The organism is Citrobacter arsenatis (assembly GCF_004353845.1).
Classification (GTDB): Bacteria; Pseudomonadota; Gammaproteobacteria; order Enterobacterales; family Enterobacteriaceae; genus Citrobacter; species Citrobacter arsenatis.
This window is the reverse complement of sequence record NZ_CP037864.1, coordinates 4379671-4399857: the sequence shown is the minus strand read 5'-3', so window position 1 is coordinate 4399857 and position 20187 is coordinate 4379671. Positions and strand designations below refer to the sequence as shown.

General features: G+C 48.6%; 15 protein-coding genes and 1 tRNA gene. 10 read left to right on the top strand and 6 right to left on the bottom strand.

Features of this window, described 5'->3' with window-relative positions; all coding sequences use genetic code 11:
* The first annotated feature begins 1 nt into the window (after window position 1).
* The 9 genes from E1B03_RS22140 to E1B03_RS22100 are packed head-to-tail and all read left to right on the top strand — an operon-like array spanning window position 2 to window position 11583.
* Window positions 2–259 carry a PAAR domain-containing protein gene (locus E1B03_RS22140; protein ID WP_071887387.1) on the top strand — a complete coding sequence of 86 codons (258 nt, stop codon included), beginning with the start codon at window positions 2–4 and terminating at the stop codon, window positions 257–259.
* A 3-nt stretch (window positions 260–262) separates the two neighbouring features.
* Window positions 263–1444: a hypothetical protein gene (locus E1B03_RS22135; protein ID WP_043017595.1), complete on the top strand. Its 1182-nt coding sequence runs from the start codon at window positions 263–265 to the stop codon at window positions 1442–1444.
* A 5-nt stretch (window positions 1445–1449) separates the two neighbouring features.
* Window positions 1450–4857 (top strand): ImcF-related family protein, encoded by a 3408-nt coding sequence (locus E1B03_RS22130; RefSeq protein WP_133086932.1) that lies wholly within the window; start codon window positions 1450–1452, stop codon window positions 4855–4857.
* The gene (gene tssA / locus E1B03_RS22125) at window positions 4854–6452 is read left to right on the top strand and encodes a type VI secretion system protein TssA (RefSeq protein WP_133086931.1); all 1599 of its coding nucleotides are present in this window, start codon (window positions 4854–4856) and stop codon (window positions 6450–6452) included. Before E1B03_RS22130 ends, tssA begins: the two co-directional genes overlap by 4 nt.
* 22 nt (window positions 6453–6474) lie before the next feature.
* A complete protein-coding gene (gene tssF / locus E1B03_RS22120; protein ID WP_133086930.1) occupies window positions 6475–8241 on the top strand; it encodes a type VI secretion system baseplate subunit TssF in 1767 nt (588 codons plus the stop codon).
* Window positions 8202–9290, top strand: a complete 1089-nt coding sequence (tssG, locus tag E1B03_RS22115) for a type VI secretion system baseplate subunit TssG (protein ID WP_133086929.1) — start codon at window positions 8202–8204, stop codon at window positions 9288–9290. The genes tssF and tssG overlap by 40 nt, the downstream gene beginning before the upstream one ends.
* Window positions 9265–9798 (top strand): type VI secretion system lipoprotein TssJ, encoded by a 534-nt coding sequence (tssJ, locus tag E1B03_RS22110; RefSeq protein WP_043017590.1) that lies wholly within the window; start codon window positions 9265–9267, stop codon window positions 9796–9798. Before tssG ends, tssJ begins: the two co-directional genes overlap by 26 nt.
* The gene (gene tssE / locus E1B03_RS22105; protein ID WP_043017589.1) at window positions 9798–10241 is read left to right on the top strand and encodes a type VI secretion system baseplate subunit TssE; all 444 of its coding nucleotides are present in this window, start codon (window positions 9798–9800) and stop codon (window positions 10239–10241) included. Before tssJ ends, tssE begins: the two co-directional genes overlap by 1 nt.
* Before the next feature lies 1 nt (window position 10242).
* The gene (locus E1B03_RS22100) at window positions 10243–11583 is read left to right on the top strand and encodes a VasL domain-containing protein (protein ID WP_133086928.1); all 1341 of its coding nucleotides are present in this window, start codon (window positions 10243–10245) and stop codon (window positions 11581–11583) included.
* Window positions 11584–11637: 54 nt separating this feature from the next.
* Here the strand turns inward: E1B03_RS22100 and E1B03_RS22095 are convergent, their stop codons facing one another.
* From E1B03_RS22095 to E1B03_RS22080, 4 genes are all read right to left on the bottom strand, one after another.
* A complete protein-coding gene (locus E1B03_RS22095) occupies window positions 11638–12234 on the bottom strand; it encodes a dienelactone hydrolase family protein (protein WP_133086927.1) in 597 nt (198 codons plus the stop codon).
* A gap of 48 nt (window positions 12235–12282) precedes the next feature.
* Entirely contained in the window at window positions 12283–13416 is a 1134-nt protein-coding gene (locus E1B03_RS22090) for a methyl-accepting chemotaxis protein (protein ID WP_246044125.1), read from the bottom strand.
* A 580-nt stretch (window positions 13417–13996) separates the two neighbouring features.
* A tRNA-Phe gene (locus tag E1B03_RS22085) sits at window positions 13997–14072 on the bottom strand.
* A 105-nt stretch (window positions 14073–14177) separates the two neighbouring features.
* The gene (locus tag E1B03_RS22080) at window positions 14178–14885 is read right to left on the bottom strand and encodes a DUF554 domain-containing protein (protein ID WP_103769022.1); all 708 of its coding nucleotides are present in this window, start codon (window positions 14883–14885) and stop codon (window positions 14178–14180) included.
* Window positions 14886–15352: 467 nt separating this feature from the next.
* On the opposite strand from E1B03_RS22080, the gene E1B03_RS22070 reads away from it, so the two are divergent.
* Window positions 15353–17488 carry an ornithine decarboxylase gene (locus tag E1B03_RS22070; protein WP_133086926.1) on the top strand — a complete coding sequence of 712 codons (2136 nt, stop codon included), beginning with the start codon at window positions 15353–15355 and terminating at the stop codon, window positions 17486–17488.
* Window positions 17489–17579: 91 nt separating this feature from the next.
* Here the strand turns inward: E1B03_RS22070 and E1B03_RS22065 are convergent, their stop codons facing one another.
* Window positions 17580–18836 (bottom strand): nucleoside permease, encoded by a 1257-nt coding sequence (locus E1B03_RS22065; protein WP_103769024.1) that lies wholly within the window; start codon window positions 18834–18836, stop codon window positions 17580–17582.
* A gap of 210 nt (window positions 18837–19046) precedes the next feature.
* Entirely contained in the window at window positions 19047–20132 is a 1086-nt protein-coding gene (gene mltC / locus E1B03_RS22060) for a membrane-bound lytic murein transglycosylase MltC (protein ID WP_008785777.1), read from the bottom strand.
* Window positions 20133–20187 lie beyond the last annotated feature (55 nt).

Here is a 20187-nt window from a genome sequence, read left to right as displayed (position 1 = left end):
TATGCTTGGCGTTATTCGTCTTTCAGATAAAACGACTCATGGCGGTATTGTCCTTGAAGGGAGTTCTGGCGTTATTTTTATGGGATTGCCGGTTTCTTGTATGCTGGATAAAGTTTTCTGCCCAATACATGGCGAAACAATTATAATTGAAGGAGATTTCGGTTCCAGAATTAATGGTAAGCCTATCGCTCTCCATGGTCACCGTTGTGGATGTGGTTGTACATTAATTTCCTCATTACCTATTGCTGGAAGGCTGTAACATATGCCAATCGATCTTAAAAAGATCCCAGAGAAAACCGAATTACCAGTTCCCCCAGATAAATTTCGTTGGTTAATTACCATACTTCTCTGTATTGTTTTTGGGGCAGTATTAGTATTCTCATTTTGGCGTGAAAATGAATCTACACATACAATCTGGTTTTGGTTTTGCTCTCTTTTTGTTCCTTTTTTAATTAGTTCTATAGGTTATGTTTTTCAATTGCGACGTTATGAAAATGAACGTGATCGTGTCATCTGGTGGAATCACTTACACCAGCAGCAATACGATGAGCAGGTTGCTTTAGGAAAATTAGCTATGGGGGTGTTGGCAACAGCATATATTACTCCAGTCGCCAGAAATAAACTGGCAGCGGCGCTTTTACAAGGGGGGAGTGAACTTCAACCATTTTTTCACCCTCAATATCAGAGGATGTTAAGTACTGCACTAATTTCCCCACAACTTAGAGATGTGAGTGAGGGCGGTTATCTGCGACGCATGGAACAATTACTGACGGATATTATTCGACAGTTACAACCAGAATTCGAGGAATTTTCTGGAAGTCTCCATATCCGTATTCAACATGATGGTACGCTGAAGAATGAAACGATTAATACCGTTTGGCGTCGGGTTTGTTTATTCTCTTTCGATGACAAAAATCTGACTATCTGCGCAGAAAGTGACGGAGTAATGTGGATTGATAAGTGTCTGGATTATCAGGAGTCGACATTAATTCTTTCTATTGAGATTAATTTGTTTCTTGAACCACGAGACCAGCAGGTCGAATCGGTATCTGCTATATTGCTGGCCTCACCAGACTGGCTAACTCAACATCATGTAACACCGCAGTCATGGATACATCGTCCGGTAGTTATGGACGAGCCTGGGGAATCAGTAACAACCGTGACGTTATGGGGAAACATAACGACAGATCTGCCGTGGTTTTTTTGGCGTAGCCAGACACAAAGCGAAACATTGGCTCTGGTACTCCAGTCAATGGAACAATCTGGATATATGTTATCGAAAAAAGGAGATTTCGTGTTGGATGATACATTTGGTAAGCTGAACTCGGTAGTTGGGAATATTATTTTAATATGTGCTAACGAACATGCTGTTAAATCAAATATGGCACAATGGCTATTAATTAATGATAAAACCACTCATATGCTTATTGTTCATCCGGTATAACCTTGATGAAGGGTGATGATGTGAAAAATAATAAGCGTGTAAGTACGTGGTTTATTGTTATGCTGATAGTAGCTACGGGGGGATTTTTCATTTGGGTAGAAAATCCATTGATTCATATTTCAACCATGGAGAAAAAACTAAATGCGTCACTGATAGTTGCTGGTATATGTATCACAATATTACTTTTTGATGATGCAATTGTTCGTTTATGGCAAATGATTATTTCAAGAAGTTATTTTCAGCGTTTTAACCTATTGTCTGGTTTAAGTAATTCTGGGCGTAAATCAAAGAAAGCTATTAAAAATAGTCGTGCTGAAATTTTAAATCATGTACTTACATATCTTCGTCAGAGTTACGGTCGCCGCTGGCGCGCCAAAACGCGTATCCTGCTGGTGATGGGGGATGCCTCTCAGGTTGAGCAACTGGTGCCAAAACTCACCACTCAGCGCTGGGTTGAAGGGGATGGCGTGGTGTTAATCTGGGGAGGTACGCTCACTGAAACGCCAGATGCCTCGTTGTTTGATGCGATACGCAAGCTGCATCGGCGTCCGCTGGATGGGATTGTATGGGTAACCCCCACTTTTCAGCACCAGGATACACTGGTTCAATCGGCACCTGTTGTCTCTTTAACCGCAGAACAAATAGATAATGCCGCCCGCCATCTTCAGGCTGTTTTTACCACGCTCCGCTGGCGAGTACCGGTATACCTTTGGTCGCTGAATGGCGCTCAATTCGTCCGGGATGACGTAACCTTGCACTCTGCGACGTGTTTGTTCCCTGCAGGATGCACCACGGCTTTATGTCGTTCGCAGTTGACCTCGCTGGCAATGCAGATGGCGGAGCAGGGCACGCAGCAGGTTACGCGCAATATCCGCGATAACTTCTTACTAAAAATGGCTAACTTGCTGATGCCTAATGCAGAAGCCATCAGCGAATCGTTGTCCACTTTTTTCAGTCCGCATCGGTCTCTGCCGCTGGCGGCGGTAATCCTGAGCCAGTATGCGGAAGATACTTCATCGCTCATCGCGCATGCCTGGATGCGTGATGAGCGCTGGCGTGCGCTGCTTGATTCACTCCCTGCGTTACCTGCTGAACTAAAGGCACAGCGTACAGGCCGTTCAGGGATGCGCGTGTTGGCCGTCTGTACAGCCGGTTTGATGCTGCTATGGGGGGCGGGAATGGTGGTGTCTTTTCTGGCTAGTCGCAATCTGATCGGCAAAAGTCTGGACCAGGCGAGCCTGGCAGGCGGTGTGGATAAACCGCTCGCCGAGCGTCTTACGGCGCTGTCTGCTCTGCAGCAAACGCCTGGTCAGCTTCGCTGGCGTCAGCAGAATGGGGTGCCGTGGTACTACCGCTTCGGCTTAAGCCAAAATGATGCTCTGTTGGATGCGCTATGGCCGCGTTATACACGTATCGCTATTCCACTCTTGCGTGATGAAGCCGCCCAACATCTTACCCAGGAATTAACGGCGTTAACCCGACTGGCTCCAGACAGCCCGCAGTTTGCCGCCCGGGCAAAGATCGCCTACAACCAGCTGAAAATGTATCTGATGCTTTCCCGGCCTGAGCAGATGGAGGCGTTATTTTTTAGTCAGGCGCTGATGCAAGACTGGCCGGAGCGAGCGGGTATTTCGCGCGCATCATGGCAGGGCGTTGGCCCTGGGCTCTGGCAATTCTGGGGAGAGAACCTTCAGGCGCATCCTGAATGGAAGATAGCAGCCGATAAAAATCTTATTAGCCAGGTGCGAGCGCTGTTAATTCGTCAGATGGGGATCCGCAATGGTGAAGCCGCCCTGTATCAGAAAATCATTGAACAGGTAACGCCACATTACACCGATCTTCGTCTGGAAGACATGACCGGCGAGACTCGGGCAGAGCACGTATTTTATACCCGGAATTCGGTTGCTGGCGTGTATACCCGCAAAGCCTGGGAAGAGGAGGTTTTGCCTGCTATTGAGAAAATCGTCAACAACCGTCGGGAAGAAATGGATCAGGTGCTGGGAGATGATACGCATTCTGCAAGCGACCCTCTCTCTCCACAGGCCTTAAAGGCGCGTCTTAGCGAGCGTTACTTCACGGATTTTGCCGACAACTGGCTGGATTTTCTCAACAGTATTCGCTCGAAGCGCACCCAGACGCTAAGTGATGCTATCGATCAACTCACGTTGATTGCAGATATCCGTCAGTCTCCTCTGGTTGCGTTAATGAATACGCTCGCCGTTCAGGGACGCACAGGGTTAACCGGAGAAGCGCTGTCGGATTCGCTGGTGAAGTCGGCAAAGGATCTATTTAACACCAAAGAAAATCAAATCATTGACCAACATGCGCGGGAAGAAGGCCCTATGGCGAGTACCTTCTCGCCAATCCTGGCATTGATGGATGAACAATCGGCTGGGCAGGATATCAGTCATCTGAGTCTGCAAACCTACCTGACCCGGGTAACGCAGGTCAGGCTGAAACTCCAGCAGATTACTAACGCTGCCGATCCGCAAGGCATGAGCCAGGCCCTGGCGCAAACGGTGTTTCAGGGTAAAACCATCGATCTCACCACCACGCGTGACTATGGCAATCTGGTGGCTGCCAGTCTGGGGCAAGCATGGAGTGGATTTGGTCAAACGATGTTTGTTCAGCCACTGGAGCAGTCATGGCAGCAGGTGTTGCAACCCACCGCGGCGGGCCTGAATGCGCAATGGAAGGCGCTGATTGTGAATGACTGGAACAGCGCATTCGGCGGACGTTATCCGTTTCGCGATGTTGGCAGTGAGGCTTCTCTGCCGCTGCTGGCGCAATATCTGCGAAGCGATAATGGGCGAATCCCGCATTTTCTCGAAAGTCATTTAAGCGGTGTGCTGCATAAACAGGGAAGTCACTGGGTTGCCGACACGGTGAATGCTCAGGGGCTGGAGTTTAATCCGGCGTTTCTCGAGGCGATGGACCAACTCAGTCAAATTGCGGATGTCGCATTTATTCGTGGAGAAGCCGGGATGCGTTTTGAATTGCGTCCTGGAACGGCGCGCGACGTGATGCAGACTGACCTCGTGCTGGATGGGCAGAAACTCACTTACGTTAATCAGATGCCAGCGTGGAAAAACGTTGTCTGGCCTGCTGATACGCAAGCGTCAGGGGCAACCCTAAGCTGGGTGAGCACCAATTCGGGAACCCGAATCTACTCAGATAACCCCGGTACCTGGGGGTGGATCCGACTGCTTGAGAAAGCGGAGATAACCGACAATGCTGGCGTGAGCAGCGGCTTTAATCTGCGCTGGACTGCGCAGGATGGATTGCCGCTGAACTATACCCTGCGAACTGAAGCCGGTGAAGGTCCCCTTGTATTACTCAAACTTCGCGATTTTGAGCTACCAGAAGCAATTTTTGTTGTAAGCGGCAAGATCTCCTCAGAGGAAGAAGAATGAGCGCTCTGAAACGTCTACTGGCAGCCAGCACGACTTCGCCAGAAGAACAACAGCAACTAATGGAACAGGCGCAAACGCAGACTGCGCTATGGCAAAACTGGCTATTGCCAATTTCAGTAGCCAAACCTGGTGGTGAAGATCCTGGCTATGACGATGATTTTCAGCGCATGCGAGAGGAGGTGAATAAACTTTCAGGCGCGCAAACGGATCTCATCATTGAGCTTGCGGAAAAAATCCTGACCCACACCTGTAAAGATGTCCGCGTTGTCACTTACTACATATGGGCGCGTTTGCATCAGGATGGTGAGTCCGGCCTGGCGGATGGTCTGAATTTGCTGGCTGGCCTGATGCAGCAATATGGCGATTCTCTCCATCCCTTAAGAGCCAACAGCCATAAGGCCGCCCTTGAATGGCTGGCAGGTGGAAGGATGCTGGATAGTCTGGCGCGTTTTCCCGAAGTTTCACGACCTGACGCGCAACGGATCGCCGGTGCGCTGATGCTGCTTGAGCAGCAGTTTAGTCAGCGAGAGGAGAGTATTCGTCCAGGGCTTGGGGCGTTGTATAGCGCGCTGGAGAATCGGCTGGCACAGTCTGGCGGCGCTCAGGCATTGGTACCGCAAAATATCAGTGCTCAGCCCAGTCGGCACAGCGCAGAAACCCCCGTCCTCAAAGGTATTGCCTCTGGTCGTGAGCTGCTGGAACAGGCACGGGTGTTGGCAAAATACTTAAGCGATCAGCCGGATGGCTGGCTGGCGGCGCATCATTTGATGAAAAGTGTGCGGCTCGATACGGTCAGCCAGCTTCCTCCGCCAGATGGCGCCGGACGTACGCGCCTGGTACCGCCCAAGAGTGATTATCGCGCGCAGCTCAAACGTCTGTATTTGCAGCAAAGCTGGACCGAACTGATTGAGTTAACGGATAGCTTATTTGTTGAGGGAGTGAATCATTTCTGGCTGGACGTGCAGTGGTACCTTCATCAGGCATTAATGAGGGCGGGATCGCCTTGGGATAAAAATGCCGCGATTATCATCAGTGATCTGAAAATGCTGCTACATCGGATGCCGGGTCTGGAAACGCTAGCTTTTAACGATGGAACCCCCTTTGCTGACGATGTCACCCGCGAGTGGATAGCTCGTGACGTGCTGCAGGAAAGCGACTGGCAGACTGAAAAAATCGCCGCGGTTAGTGCAGGAGCGGACGACGATATTCTGCTACTTGAAAGCGAAGCTCTGACGCTGGCGGATAGCGAAGGCGTTGAAGCAGCACTTGCCTGGCTTCAGGCACGCCCCGGCATTATTTCAGGTCGACAGCGTTGGTTACGCCAGTTGTTGATGGCCCGTCTGACCGAACAATGTGGGCGCAACGATCTCGCGCTGCATTTGCTTGGCGAATTGAATACCACAGCACACTCTCTCACTCTCAAACAATGGGAGCCTGACCTGATGTTTGAAGTTAAAGCGCGACGGCTGAAACTTTTGCGTTTAAAAGCCAACCGCAGTGAAAGTGACAAAGCGCGTCTGGCACCAGAGATGGACTCCCTGTTGTCCGGTTTGGTCGCCATTGATCCCGCCAGAGCTGCCGTCTTGTGTGGCTAAAACTAAATAAGCGAACTGTAAAATGGAAGATTTAACTCTGCGTTATTATGACGCGGAAATGCGTTATTTAAGGGAAGCGGCAAAAGAGTTTGCACAGGCGCATCCGGATCGTGCAGCGATGCTGGATCTGGATAAAGCCGGCATTCCCGATCCGTATGTGGAGCGATTATTTGAAGGTTTTGCATTTTCGATGGGGCGATTGCGCGCTAAAATTGACGATCATCTCCCTGAATTTACCGAAGGCTTGATGAGTCTGCTGTGGCCGCATTATTTACGTACCATTCCCTCCTTAAGTGTTGTCGAGCTTTTACCTGATATTGATGTGCTGAAAATGAGCGAGCGGATTAACGCGAGGTTTGGCATATTGTCACAGCCCGTTGGCCCTAAAAAAACGGTATGTCAGTATCGTACTACCCAGCCCGTTACGCTTAATCCGCTGTCTGTCGTGGCGGTGAATATTGATGCCGAACCTGATGGGCGCTCGGTCATCCGTATGCGAATAAAGTGCAATCCACAGATGGACTGGTCGCAAACCGATCTGACGCACCTCAGCCTTTACCTCAGCGGTGACGCGCCGGTGACCCACGCGCTGCACCTTGCTTTGACAAAGCGTCTGGCTTCTCTTTATTTGAGACTCCCCAACAGCGTAGAACGTATTCGACTGGAGGGTTACTTTTCCCCGGGCGGATTTGCCGATGAAGACAGTTTGTGGCCAAAAGGCGATACGGCGTTTGGCGGTTGGCAATTGTTGCTTGAGTATTTTACGTTCCGCGAAAAATTTATGTTTGTCCATCTTAACGGTCTGGAAAAGATATCGTTTCCTGCGGGTATAGACTGCTTTGAAATAGAAGCGGTACTGACTCAACAGTGGAGTTCTGAGCTTCCTGTGGGGAGTGAAAATATCCGTCTTCATTGCGTTCCGGTTATTAATCTTTTCACGATTGAGGCCGATCCGCTGGTAGTTAATGGTCTGGAAAGCGAATATTTGCTGCGTCCGCGAAGGTTGCAGGATGGCCACACGGAAATTTATGCAGTCGATGCGGTTTCAGGTTCACAGCGAACGCGTAATGCTGTTTATGCTCCTTTTACCAGCTTTCGCCATAAGGGAGGCATGATGCGCCGGAACGCGCCCGAGCGTTATTACCATACTCGCGTCAGACGCGGCGTATCCGGATTATATGATACATGGCTGATCCTCGGAGGAGATGCCTGGGAACGGGATCGTCTTGCTGAGTATGAAACCTTGTCTTTGAAAGTGACCGGCACAAACGGTCAACTACCGCGGCGAGCTCTGCAAAGTACATTGCTCAATCGTTGTGAGCAGATCCTCCAGACGCCCCTTGCCGTGCGCAATCTGTGTAAACCGACGCTACCTGCTTACCCTCCCGCTGAGGATCGTTTTCACTGGCGAGTGTTGAGCCACCTGGGCTCCAGCTTTCTGAATATGATGGCCAGCGCTGAAGTGCTCAAAGGAACGTTGTCTCTCTATAACTGGCAGGATGATGAGCTTAATTATCGTCGCCTGGATGCGATCATGAATGTTCAACAACATGAAATACAGCGCTTTGAAAAAGGATTTCTACTTCGTGGGGTGGACATCGAAATAACGCTTGATGAGAACGGATTTACAGGTGAAGGCGATATTCATCTGTTTGGTGAAATGCTTAATCGCTTTTTTGCATTGTATGCGGATATTCATTTGTTTAATCAGCTTACTTTAATCATACAGCCGGCAGGGAAAAGCTTGCGATGGAAAGAGAATCACAATCAGCGGCTACCCGGCTGCTAAATAGCCTTGGCGAAAACCTGCCACGTACCAATTTTTATCGTTTTTGTCAGTTGTTGGAACAAGGGAACCCGCAAGCGCCAGGTCCTGGGAGCCAACAAAGTCCGCGCTTCGATGCCATTCGTTTTCGCCCTCATCCGGGGATGGGGTTTCCGGCGGGTGAGCTTAAAAGTGCAGAATATGATCCGCAGCAACCCACACTGCCGCCAACGGTTCGTGTCACTTTTATGGGATTGTATGGCGTGGAATCGCCGCTGCCGACGACCTATCAGGATGATATCGCCCAGCGCCAGGACGGTTCGGATGTTGCCGCTGAGTTTCTGGATATTTTTAACCATCGCTTAATTACGCAGTTTTACCGAATCTGGCGAAAATACAGCTATCCAGCGACCTTTCGACCAGGCGGAACAGATGAAACATCACAATATTTACTGGGGTTGACCGGATTGGGGATTCCGGGATGCGGCAAACAAACCGAGACCCCGTTATCGCGTTTTTTGGCGCTGCTGGGAATAATGAGAATGCCAACGCGTACGGCGGAAGGTATATCCGCGCTGGTTTCTTTATTATCGCCAACAACAAATACTACCGTGACTCCTCATGATAAACGCTTAATCCTGCTGGATAAGGCGTTAAAAATGAGCACGCGGCAACCTGTTAGCCTCCACTCTCGTCCGGTGATGGGACGCAGCGCCGTAGATATTAACAGTCAGGTACTCATTACGCTTACAACGAGCGTTACCGATGAGGTTCGTGACTGGTTACCGGGCGGCCAGCTTTATCATGATTTTCTCGCGCTGATGCACGTTTATTTAGGTGCCAGAGTGAATGCCAGGCTGCAACTACGTATTCCTCGCTCGGCGCTTCCGCATGCTCAACTTACCAGTAATAAAAGCGAACGTGCAGTTCAGCTTGGCCGTACGGCCGTTATGCGTCTGGATAACCCGGAAACGAAGAATCAACATATAACAATTAAACTTGGGCTTTGGCAGAGCCTTAGTCAACATGATCAGCGGAGGGAAGCCGATGAGACTGGCGATTATCGCTATTAATTTTGCCGTAATAACCGGAATGACCAGTCTGGTCACCGGATGTGGTCTGACGCAAAAAGTATCTGAAGGTACCGTGTCATTAACAAAGTCGATCTTTTATAAGGAAATTAAAACGCTGCATTTGGATCTTTCCGCCAGAGAAGCTGCTAATAAAAATGCACAGGGCATCGCGCTTTCGACGGTCGTACGTATTTACCAACTCAAAGATCGTAAAGCATTTGACTCGGCTAATTATCAGTCTTTATTTGCACAAGACAGCACGGTGGTTAAAGCAGATTTATTGGCTCAGAGAGATGTTCGGGTACGACCAGGTGAAAGCGTAGCTGTCGATATTCCATTCGAAAACGAAGCGCAATATGTTGCCGTGGCGGGAATGTTTATTTCTCCCGATCTGTCTGAAGATTCTTGGCGCGTGGTATTACGTCGTGAAGATCTCGATCCTGATAATGCGCGAGTGATCGAATTAAATACCCAGACTCTGGCACTCATGGCGCAGGAGGGCGAGTAATGGTCAAGCAGCCTTCACTTTATGACATCTTGCTGGGTAATTTTTCCGGTGGTTTTCCTTTGCACGCAGTCAGCGAAAACACGCAGGTCATCTTATCCGTCCTCGATAATATGCAGCGCATTTTGAATACTCGTGCAGGTAGTCTCAAACATATACCCGATTATGGTTTGCCTGATATGACCAAAATCCTCCAGGGTATGCCAGGTACGGCACATCAGCTTATTAGCACGCTTTCTCAGGTTTTGTTGAAGTATGAACCGCGGCTAAAAGGAATTCAGGTAACGATGCAGCAGCAGGAAACACCGGGACATTTGCGTTATTCCATTGATGCTGAACTGCAAGACCTGGGCATTGTTCGCTATGGCACTGATTTTACCCCTGAGGGGCGGGTTCTGATTCGGCACCTCAAGAGGCAGGGTTGGCTTGAGACTGGAGTGTACTGACATGGAAAAGAATCGCATCAGCACCGGGGGAGACCCACGTGCTTTCATGGAGTTTGGGCAATTACGCGATGAAATTAGCAAGCTGACTCACCCTGCGCGTCCGGACGTTGACTGGCAAAAGGTTGAACAGTTAAGCCTGGCGCTGTTTCGTCATAACGGCGTCGAACTGCAAACACTTGCCTGGTACACCGTCGCCAGAATACGTAATGCGGGACTGGAGGGACTTGCCGAAAGCACGGAACTTCTGGAAGCATTACTGACGCATCACTGGAGTGCAATATGGCCACAGCAAACCCATGCCCGCGTTGAGATCCTGGCATGGTTGTCTGTCCGCTTACAGCAAGAATTGCGTACCCTAACGCTGTCATATGCTGATTTATCAAAAGTGTATCGGGTTGAACAAAGTTTAAAACATGCCTGCGCAGTGCTGCAACGGCTTGAATTGAAAGCGCTTAGTAAAATGGAGGCTGTTGTTACCTGGATGCACAATGCCGCTTTGCGTCTGGAGAAGTCTGAAGCGGATTCGGGATCGGCCGTTGTGAAAATACCGGCTTCAGGTACGACTAATAATGTTGAGACGTCTTCGCCACACTTGGTATTTGTGGTTAATGAACCCGCATCACCCGGGCAATCAAGCGCAGCGGTTTTTACTACTCAAATCGAGGGGGGAACCAGACGGATGTGGCTGGGGTTTGCTATCGGTTTTATCGTTGCTGCGGCAGCGAGCGCAGGCGCTTTTCTTGGCACCAGTCATATGCGGGCTGACGGATATGATCTGATCAAGCCATTGCCTCAGGTGCTGACGCCTGAACAATTATCCGCGTTGAAGCAGTCCTCAGATTTGAAGGATCAGAAGCAGGAAATAATCGCTGCAACGCAAGGGCAATTGGATATTTTATATCGCCTGTCACCTTTGTGGTCGCGAGAATATGCCGCATCATTAGCGCAGCAGGTAGTTACCCTGTGGCCTGAAGAATCGCAGACTACAGTATTTGAAAGCGGGTTACAAAAACAGTTAGCTACCGAAGCGTTGCCGGAAAGCGCTCTGCAAAACTGGCATAATGCCCAGCAGGGTCTGGAAGCGTTAACTGCCCAGCTAAATACGCTTGATGAACGCAAGGGTAAATATCTGACAGGGTCGGAGCTGAAATCAGCCATTTTCACTATCCGCCGTCAGCTTGACCAAACGCCGCCGACAGAAGAGTTATTACGTCAAATCGATGAAGAATTAAAAAAGCAGGGGAGTGTATCACCCGCTTTGTATCAGCAGCTCGATATGCGGATTAATCAGCTTCTTAATCGCTATGCGCTGCTGAAACAAAATGGCATTCGAGGGCGATAGCACTGGAAATATGCCAACCAAATACCATTAAATAAGTCAGGTGGTTATATTAACTTAGTTAATGATTTGCGTTATAAAATCATGCGAAAGAGTCAGCGCTTTCGCTGATTCAGACGGATTGTATGCCTTATTAAAAGGATCGCAAAATCCGTGACGGCTGTTGAATATATGAAACGATACTAGTGAATACTTACTGAGTTTATGCTGAAGAAAGTAAGGATCATAGGATTCTTCATATTTCGCCTGGATCACCAGTGTTGGGTTGTTGGGCATGATATCAGTATAATCACGTATACGGCTTCCGTAGAAACTGACGATACCATCGCATTGTGCACTCTCCGAACAAAGCCATGCTAATGTTGCTCCAACACTGAATCCGACGATTATTATTTTTTTATAACGATCACGTATTCTTGTCAGTAAGTCGAAGATCATTGATGTATCGAATCCGCAGAACTTCATGAAATAATCGTATGCCTGACTATGTTGATCGTATGAGAAAGGTTCTTCGCGGTTTAAAAAATTGGGGCAATATACATCAAGTCCGGAATTGTGCAGCTCTTTACATACTTGCTTGATATGATTATTCAATCCATAAATTTCATGTAAAACTATCACAGCATTTTCATTTTTAGATAATAAAGTAAACATCAATTGTCTCCAATAGCTTTTAACTATCTATTTTAATAATAAAGTTTATCAAGGGTTATCACCTGGCGTAAATTTTACAACCTCCCTGAAAATCTCGTTGCCAAGAATCTCAAGCTGATTCATTACCTCATCACTGGCCTGTTCCATTCTTTTTAACGCCAGGGACATATGCTCATGGTCACCTGAAACCGAATACTCGATAGCAAGAACGCCGGAATTGTGTAGCATCTGATGAGGGGCCTCCAGGTTTTTAAATCCCGTTAAATGAGCGAAGCATCTACCAGTATCTCCGTAATACCATTTCCCCAGTCTGCACTGGCTGTATGATGTCAACGTATCATCTAATTTATTCTCGGTGAGTTTTTTATATAGATCTATCTTCCAGATTACATGATCCATTTTAATTATACTTAGAAACAGTAAGTTTGATATGTAATCAATAATAGACTTCATTGTGGCCGATTTTTCAATCACATTCTTAATTGAAAAAACAACTTCGTTCATATGCTGAGTGATTTTTGTGATTATTGCTAGCTGCGCTTCAATGGATATATCAACCATAGATCCATTATTCTGGAGGGTTTCTGTTTGCAAAAATATATGGTTAGTGCACGTTTTAACATTTTCAGCCAGTTGTCTAACTTCTTTAGAGATAACGCTAAATCCTCTTCCCGCCTCACCTACACGGGCCGCTTCAATCGCTGAATTTATTGCAATTAAATTTGTATGATTGGCAATTTTCTGTATGTCTTTAATTGCATCATTAATTTCAATAAGTGATAACTTAAGCTGAGTCATTTGTTTTTGAATTTCTGCTGATTCTTTGCCTGCCTCATTGATCTCAATAACAAGTGATTCAAGGGAAAGCATAGCTTTGTTATTTTGTGCATTTAACTCGGTTATTTTATCTTTTTCGGTATTTAATTGTTCATGAGTTGAAATTAACGATGTTCTTATCAGATTCAGGGTTGATATGCCAGAAGTGAAATGATGGCAGATAATTTTATTGTAATTTTCTGTTTTTTGTTCAGCGACGGAGGATTCTGCTTCGATGATGCAGGTAGAGGTGTCATAATTATTATTTCTTTTAGCTATTTTTGCGATAATTTTCCTGATCATCTTATCAATCCTTTTTCGATAATAGGTTTTAGAAAGTAATTGTTTTATATGTTTATCTCCCATGTTATAGATTTCGTCAATATATATTTTAGTTAGTGTCGTTTGATATATAATAATTTCTTGATAATTGTTTGATTGAATTATTTTGCGGAAATTAGCTTGCATTTTGTTGGGTTTTTTTGTAAATGTGCGTGTTATTCTATTCAAATAAATATTCAGCTTCAATTGAATACTGTGGATAATGATACTTTAGCGTATTAAAATATCCACCTATTAGTTTTATATTTTGCCTTAACCTAAATATTTCTTTGGTTTAACTTTGCAATCTGGTTATAAAAATGGATTGCATAAATTATGTTTAAATTAAAAAAAGTGCAGTATGTGTTCAGATGTACCAACTTATATCGAATACACACATAAAGCCGAGTATGTGATAGCCGCCGGTTAAAATTCAACATTATTAATGTATTTGTAATCATAGTGGTACCCGGACGCGGACTAACGCCGTAGGCGTTGAACAGCGCGCTTGTCGCGCTGGCCCCGAAGGGGGGAGCCGCTGGCGGCGAATAATCGAACGGAGTTCGATGGAGAGTCCGTTTCTCCAAAAGCAAAAACCCGCCTCTGGGGCGGGTTCTTTAAATAGTGGTGCCCGGACTCGGAATCGAACCAAGGACACGGGGATTTTCAATCCCCTGCTCTACCGACTGAGCTATCCGGGCAACGAGGCGCATTAAACCCGATTCGCTTCGCTTCGTCAACGAAATTTCTTCAAATCAATGCAGACTGCACAATCTATCACCACATTGCTGCAATTGCACGCATTCTCAGGCAAAAAATGCCGTCCACGCGGCGGAAAGCGGCATTGCCAGCAGCAGGGCCGGAAGCATATTCACCACCGCAAACATTTTGATGCCGCAAATACGCAAACCGGTTGCCAGCAGCAATAGTCCGCCTACGGCGCTGAAATCGGCCATCATAGCTGGCGTTGTCAGGGGTAAAATCAGCGCCGCACAGGTAGCAAGCGTTAACTGGATTGCTAACATGGGTACGCAAATGGCGGATACTGCAATTCCCAGCGAACAGGCAAAAATGATAGCCGTGAAGAAATCGAGAAACGATTTAGCGATTAATATATTAGGATCGCCGGTCATGCCTTCATGTATCGCACCGAAGATCCCGGTACCGCTGGCGCAAAACAGCACGATGATGGCTACATAGCTTTGAATAAAGGATTCATGCGTTGCGTTGGCGTCCGAACGGGTAAACAGCTGTTGTGCTTTGGCTACCGCGGTATTGATTCCTTTTTCCAGATAACAGAATTCGCCAATTAACGCGCCAACCAGCGTTGCCAGAACCATCACCGGCAGGTTGGCGCATTTGATAACCAGCAAGATCCCAATTCCCAACGAGCACAGCCCGAATATGGAGGTCATCGAGACCCGAATGCGCTCCGGTAAATGCTGGCTAAGTAGTGCGCCGAGAACGCCACCAAATAAAATGGCGCCGCCATTAATAAAGGGTCCGATTACCACGTTTGCTCCTGCATACCCATTATCGTCTTGATGCTAAAGGCAATTAGCTGGGTAAAATTATGTTTCAGATTGCTTTATTATGCCGCTAATTTCAGATGAAATGCTTGTTTATCTGTGAGGTTTTAGCACCGGATTTTATCTTGCGCCTGTAAGTGAAAGGTGCCATGATTGCGCGAATTTTCTCCTGTCTGAATGGGGCTGCCTGGGATGATATTACTCCCCCTACATCGCCTTCAATATCGCCTTTTTGCGCGACGTTTGCCCCTTCCTGCAACATTCCTTCACGCTACCACCATGCGGTGAGGTCAGCGCACGCTCACTGCAGGATAACAGTAAGATCAGAGGCTATCTGCTTTTACTGATGTCTGGCGGTCGGGGCTGGTAACCAGTTTGACCTGTCATTTCGTGGGCAAAGCAATGCGGCTTTGCCGGGACTTTTGATTTTCCCGAAACGGGTTATTGCGCTTATGAAATCAATGAAAATTGCCGCCAGTGGTGAACTGGTCTCTCGTCTGTCCAGCCATCGTCAGGTGGTCTCGCTGGACAGTACCGATTTTACTGACGTTGCGGCAGTCGTCATTACCGTTGCGGACAGCCGCAGTGGGATCCTGGCTTTGCTGAAACGCACAGGTTTTCATTTACCCGTGTTTCTGTTCGCGGAGTCTGATGTGGAGGTGCCAGCGGGAGTAAACGCGGTCATTCGCGGTCAGGCTCAGGAGTGGCTGGAGCTGGAGTCTGCTGCCGGTCAGTATGAGGAAGCGTTGCTGCCACCGTTCTATGACACGCTCACCCAGTATGTCGAAATGGGGAACAGCACATTTGCCTGCCCGGGGCACCAACACGGTGAGTTTTTTAAGAAGCATCCTGCGGGCCGGCATTTCTACGAGTTCTTTGGCGAGAACCTGTTTCGCGCGGATATGTGCAACGCTGACGTTAAGCTTGGCGATCTGCTGATTCATGAAGGATCAGCGAAACATGCGCAGAAATTTGCCGCGAAAGTTTTCCACGCGGATAAAACCTACTTTGTGCTGAATGGGACTTCTGCGGCCAATAAAGTGGTGACCAATGCGCTTTTGACGCGCGGTGACCTGGTGCTGTTTGACCGCAACAACCATAAGTCGAACCACCACGGCGCGCTGATCCAGGCGGGGGCGACGCCGGTTTATCTGGAAGCCGCGCGTAATCCGTTTGGCTTTATTGGCGGCATTGATGAGCACTGCTTTGATGAGCAGTATCTTCGTCAGCAGATCCGTGAAGTTGCGCCAGAAAAGGCTGACCAGCCGCGTCCGTTCCGTCTGGCGATCATTCAACTCGGCACTTATGACGGCACGATCTACAATGCCCGGCAGGTGATCGACAAGATCGGTAGCCTGTGCGATTACATCCTGTTTGACTCTGCATGGGTCGGTTACGAGCAATTTATCCCGATGATGGCCGATGGCTCACCGCTGCTGCTGGAGCTTAATGCTAACGATCCGGGGATCTTTGTCACTCAGTCGGTACACAAACAGCAGGCAGGATTCTCTCAAACCTCACAGATCCACAAAAAGGATAACCATATTCGCGGCCAGGCGCGGTTCTGCCCGCATAAGCGTCTGAACAATGCATTTATGCTGCATGCTTCCACTAGTCCTTTTTACCCGCTGTTTGCGGCGTTGGACGTGAACGCCAAAATTCATGAAGGCGAGAGCGGCCGTCGGCTGTGGGCGGAGTGTGTGGCGCTGGGCATTGAGGCCCGTAAAGCGATTATTGCCCGCTGTAAGATGATTCAGCCGTTTATTCCTCCGGTAGTTGATGGCAAACCATGGGAAAGCTATCCGACGCAGGTGATTGCCAGCGAGCGCCGCTTCTTTAGCTTTGAACCCGGAGCTAAATGGCATGGTTTTTCCGGCTACGCGCGCGACCAGTATTTTGTCGATCCCTGCAAATTGCTGTTAACCACTCCGGGTATTGATGCACAAACCGGGCAATATACTGAGTTTGGTATTCCGGCGACGATTCTGGCGCATTACCTGCGTGAAAACGGTATCGTGCCGGAGAAATGCGACCTTAACTCGATTCTGTTCCTGCTGACTCCGGCAGAAAGCGCTGAGAAACTGGCGCAACTGGTGGCGATGCTGGCGCAGTTTGAGCAGCATATTGAGGACGATACGCCGCTGGCAGACGTGCTACCCACCATCTTCAACAAGTATCCGGTACGTTACCGGGATTACACGCTACGTGAATTGTGTCAGGAGATGCACTCACTGTACGTCAGTTTTGATGTCAAAGATCTGCAAAAAGCGATGTTCCGTCAGGAGAGTCTGCCTGGCGTGGCGATGAACCCGCAGGATGCCAACAGTGCTTTTATTCGCGGTGATGTTGAACTGGTGCGTATTAGTGAAGCCTCTGGCCACATTGCGGCGGAAGGTGCGCTGCCTTATCCTCCTGGCGTGCTGTGTGTGGTTCCGGGCGAAGTCTGGGGTGGGGCGGTGCAACGTTACTTCCTGGCGCTGGAAGAGGGTGTAAACCTGCTACCAGGCTTCTCGCCGGAGCTGCAAGGGGTTTACAGTGAAACGGACGCAGACGGCATTAAACGTTTGTATGGCTACGTTGTGAAATAAAAGCCGGATAGCGCTAAACGCTTATCCGGCCTGGTAATTGAAACATTGTAGGCCGGATAAGACGCTGAGGCGTCGCCATCCGGCATCAAGATTAGTGCGCGATTGTCTGAGTACCTGCCGGAACGCGTACGTGTTTGTATTTAAACAGCGCAACGAAGGCAAAAGCCAGAACCAGTGAGTAGCCAGCGAAGATCAGCCATACGGTCTGCCAGTCGGTAATACCGTTCAGCGTATAATGTTCAACGACTTTACCGCTCACCAGACCGCCCAGAATACAACCAAAGCCGTTGGTCATCATCAGGAACATACCCTGTGCGCTGGCGCGGATTTCAGGGCGGACTTCTTTCTCTACGAATACGGAGCCAGAGATGTTGAAGAAGTCGAAGGCGCAGCCGTAAACAATCATCGACAGAACCAGCAGCACGGTACCGAACGGCGTTGGATCGCCGTAGGCAAACAAGCCGAAGCGCAGCATCCACGCCACGATACTGATAAGCATCACGTTCTTAATACCATAACGGCTTAAGAAGAATGGAATGGTCAGAATAAACAGGGTCTCGGAAATCTGCGAAATCGACATCATCACCGACGCGTGTTCAACGATGAAGCTGCCGGAGAACAGCGGGTTGTTATCGAAGCTGTGCAGGAAGGTATTACCGAACATATTGGTAATTTGCAGCTCTGCGCCCAGCATCATCGAGAAGATGAAGAAAATCGCCATACGCTTGTTTTTAAACAGCGCGAAGGCGTCCAGGCCGAGCATAGACGTCCAGCTCTGGTTTTTCTGCTGGTTTGCGACCGGAATATGCGGCAGCGTCAGGGTAAACAGCGCCAGCACCACGGACAGCGTCGCTCCGATATACAGCTGCATATGGCTCAGTTCAAAGCCGGAGAAGCTTACGGCCCACATCGCCATAATAAAACCGATGGTGCCCCAGATACGGATTGGCGGGAAGTCCGTAACAATATCCATCCCGGCGGACTGCAGGCGATAGTAAGAGATGGTGTTGATTAACCCCAACGTTGGCATATAGGCCAGCGAGTTAAGCAAGATCACAAAGAACATGGCGCCTGGCGTGGTGACTTCGGCTGCGGCGAACAGCGTTGCTGCCCCGACCAAGTGGCAAATAGTGTAAACCCATTTCGCACTGATCCATTTGTCAGCCACAATCCCTAACAGCGTAGGCATAAACACGGCGGCGATCCCCAGCGAGCTATACACCGCGCCAATGGATGCACCATCGAATTTAAGGGTGACAAACATATAGGAGCCGAGGGTAGTGAGCCAACTACCCCATAAGCAGAACTGCAGAAACGAGAGAACTTTCAGCTGCAGCTTAAGATTCATGTTAATTTCCTCACACCGTAATGCGGATGAATGTTTTAAAAGGCACATTTGCCGTGGCTATATGATGTGATTCTATCAACGAGAGGCACTCTTTTTTTGTTACCTGTGACAAATATTTGCAAACAATTTCTGATTGCAAAGCAAAAGAGTGATGGAGTTAACATTTTTGACTCTTCAGCCCCCCGTTTTAGAGGGCTGATGAGGGATACATTAGCGGCGTCGATATGATTTTTGTGCGGAATTGACCTTGTAAAGATATCGGCGTGATTCAGCAGATGGGTGTCGGGTGGTCAGCGTTTGATAAACATCACCCGGGGACATGCTGTTAATGATATTTGCGGCCTGAATTTTGTCGTTCGAGAACACGCGCAGCACGCTGCCCGCGCCGCCGTTGTACGCGGTGATTACCGCATAGCGACGTGAGGTCGGATTATCGATACCACCTAAATAGACATTGTTGAGCATTGCCAGATAGGCAGTACCGGTATCAATGTTGCTGGCCGGGTCAAACAGGAAGCTACGGCTCGGCGTGCCTGAGCGCCCCTGTGAGCGGAACACATCTTTCCCGGCACTGTGTTGCACCACCTGCATCAGTCCCAGCGCATCGGCATGGCTAACCGCATACGGGTTAAATGAGGATTCAGTTTGCATGATAGCCAGAATCAGCGACTCGTCGACACCATACTTACGTGAAGCCTGACGTACCATGCCGACGTATTTATGCGCACGCTTATCAAGGTGGTTCGGCACCAGGTTAATCGTCACGCTGTAGATGATACGCAGGCCATTGCTGCGGCTTTTTAGCCGTGTTTGCAGCAGGTAGTTGGCAAAGTTGGTGGCGCGTCCCTCCCAACGAATGGGCTGGCCGGTATTATCGACCACCTGCCCGTACAGGAACGGCTCTTTAGAAATCTTAATGTCATCGACATCGGAATAGAGGTCGATAGAACCCGGATCGTCGCCCATCAGCAACGTCTTGATAATCGCCCGACGCAGGTGTCCGGCGGGATCTGTCCCGGCAATGGTCTCGACGGTTATCGTACCGTCATCAAAGTTGATATGGCTGCGGGTTTGGTACTGATCGGTATACTTGACGTAGTCCTTCGGACCCGCAATCAGCACTTCCTTAAATCCCCACAGATTCTCAATGTTATGGGCAAATTGCCCCATCAGAATATCAAAACCGTTGGTATCCTTGACCCAGGCTTCGTTATAGGAATCGCCTTTTTTGGTCGAACTGGAACAGGAGATGAGCAACGGCGCAATAACGGCAAGCGCGAGAAATTTTTTCATCATTCCGGGAGTGCGTGTTGTGTTTGTTATTTGCATGGACCAGATTAAATCGTAGGCC

Bases quoted from the DNA above. Each gene is read 5' to 3' on its own strand.
- E1B03_RS22140 (WP_071887387.1), top strand. From the start codon at position 2: ATGCTTGGCGTTATTCGTCTTTCAGATAAAACGACTCATGGCGGTATT.
- E1B03_RS22135 (WP_043017595.1), top strand. From the start codon at position 263: ATGCCAATCGATCTTAAAAAGATCCCAGAGAAAACCGAATTACCAGTT.
- E1B03_RS22130 (WP_133086932.1), top strand. From the start codon at position 1,450: ATGAAGGGTGATGATGTGAAAAATAATAAGCGTGTAAGTACGTGGTTT.
- tssA (WP_133086931.1), top strand. From the start codon at position 4,854: ATGAGCGCTCTGAAACGTCTACTGGCAGCCAGCACGACTTCGCCAGAA.
- tssF (WP_133086930.1), top strand. From the start codon at position 6,475: ATGGAAGATTTAACTCTGCGTTATTATGACGCGGAAATGCGTTATTTA.
- tssG (WP_133086929.1), top strand. From the start codon at position 8,202: ATGGAAAGAGAATCACAATCAGCGGCTACCCGGCTGCTAAATAGCCTT.
- tssJ (WP_043017590.1), top strand. From the start codon at position 9,265: ATGAGACTGGCGATTATCGCTATTAATTTTGCCGTAATAACCGGAATG.
- tssE (WP_043017589.1), top strand. From the start codon at position 9,798: ATGGTCAAGCAGCCTTCACTTTATGACATCTTGCTGGGTAATTTTTCC.
- E1B03_RS22100 (WP_133086928.1), top strand. From the start codon at position 10,243: ATGGAAAAGAATCGCATCAGCACCGGGGGAGACCCACGTGCTTTCATG.
- E1B03_RS22095 (WP_133086927.1), bottom strand. From the start codon at position 12,234: ATGTTTACTTTATTATCTAAAAATGAAAATGCTGTGATAGTTTTACAT.
- E1B03_RS22090 (WP_246044125.1), bottom strand. From the start codon at position 13,416: ATGGGAGATAAACATATAAAACAATTACTTTCTAAAACCTATTATCGA.
- E1B03_RS22070 (WP_133086926.1), top strand. From the start codon at position 15,353: ATGAAATCAATGAAAATTGCCGCCAGTGGTGAACTGGTCTCTCGTCTG.
- E1B03_RS22065 (WP_103769024.1), bottom strand. From the start codon at position 18,836: ATGAATCTTAAGCTGCAGCTGAAAGTTCTCTCGTTTCTGCAGTTCTGC.
- mltC (WP_008785777.1), bottom strand. From the start codon at position 20,132: ATGATGAAAAAATTTCTCGCGCTTGCCGTTATTGCGCCGTTGCTCATC.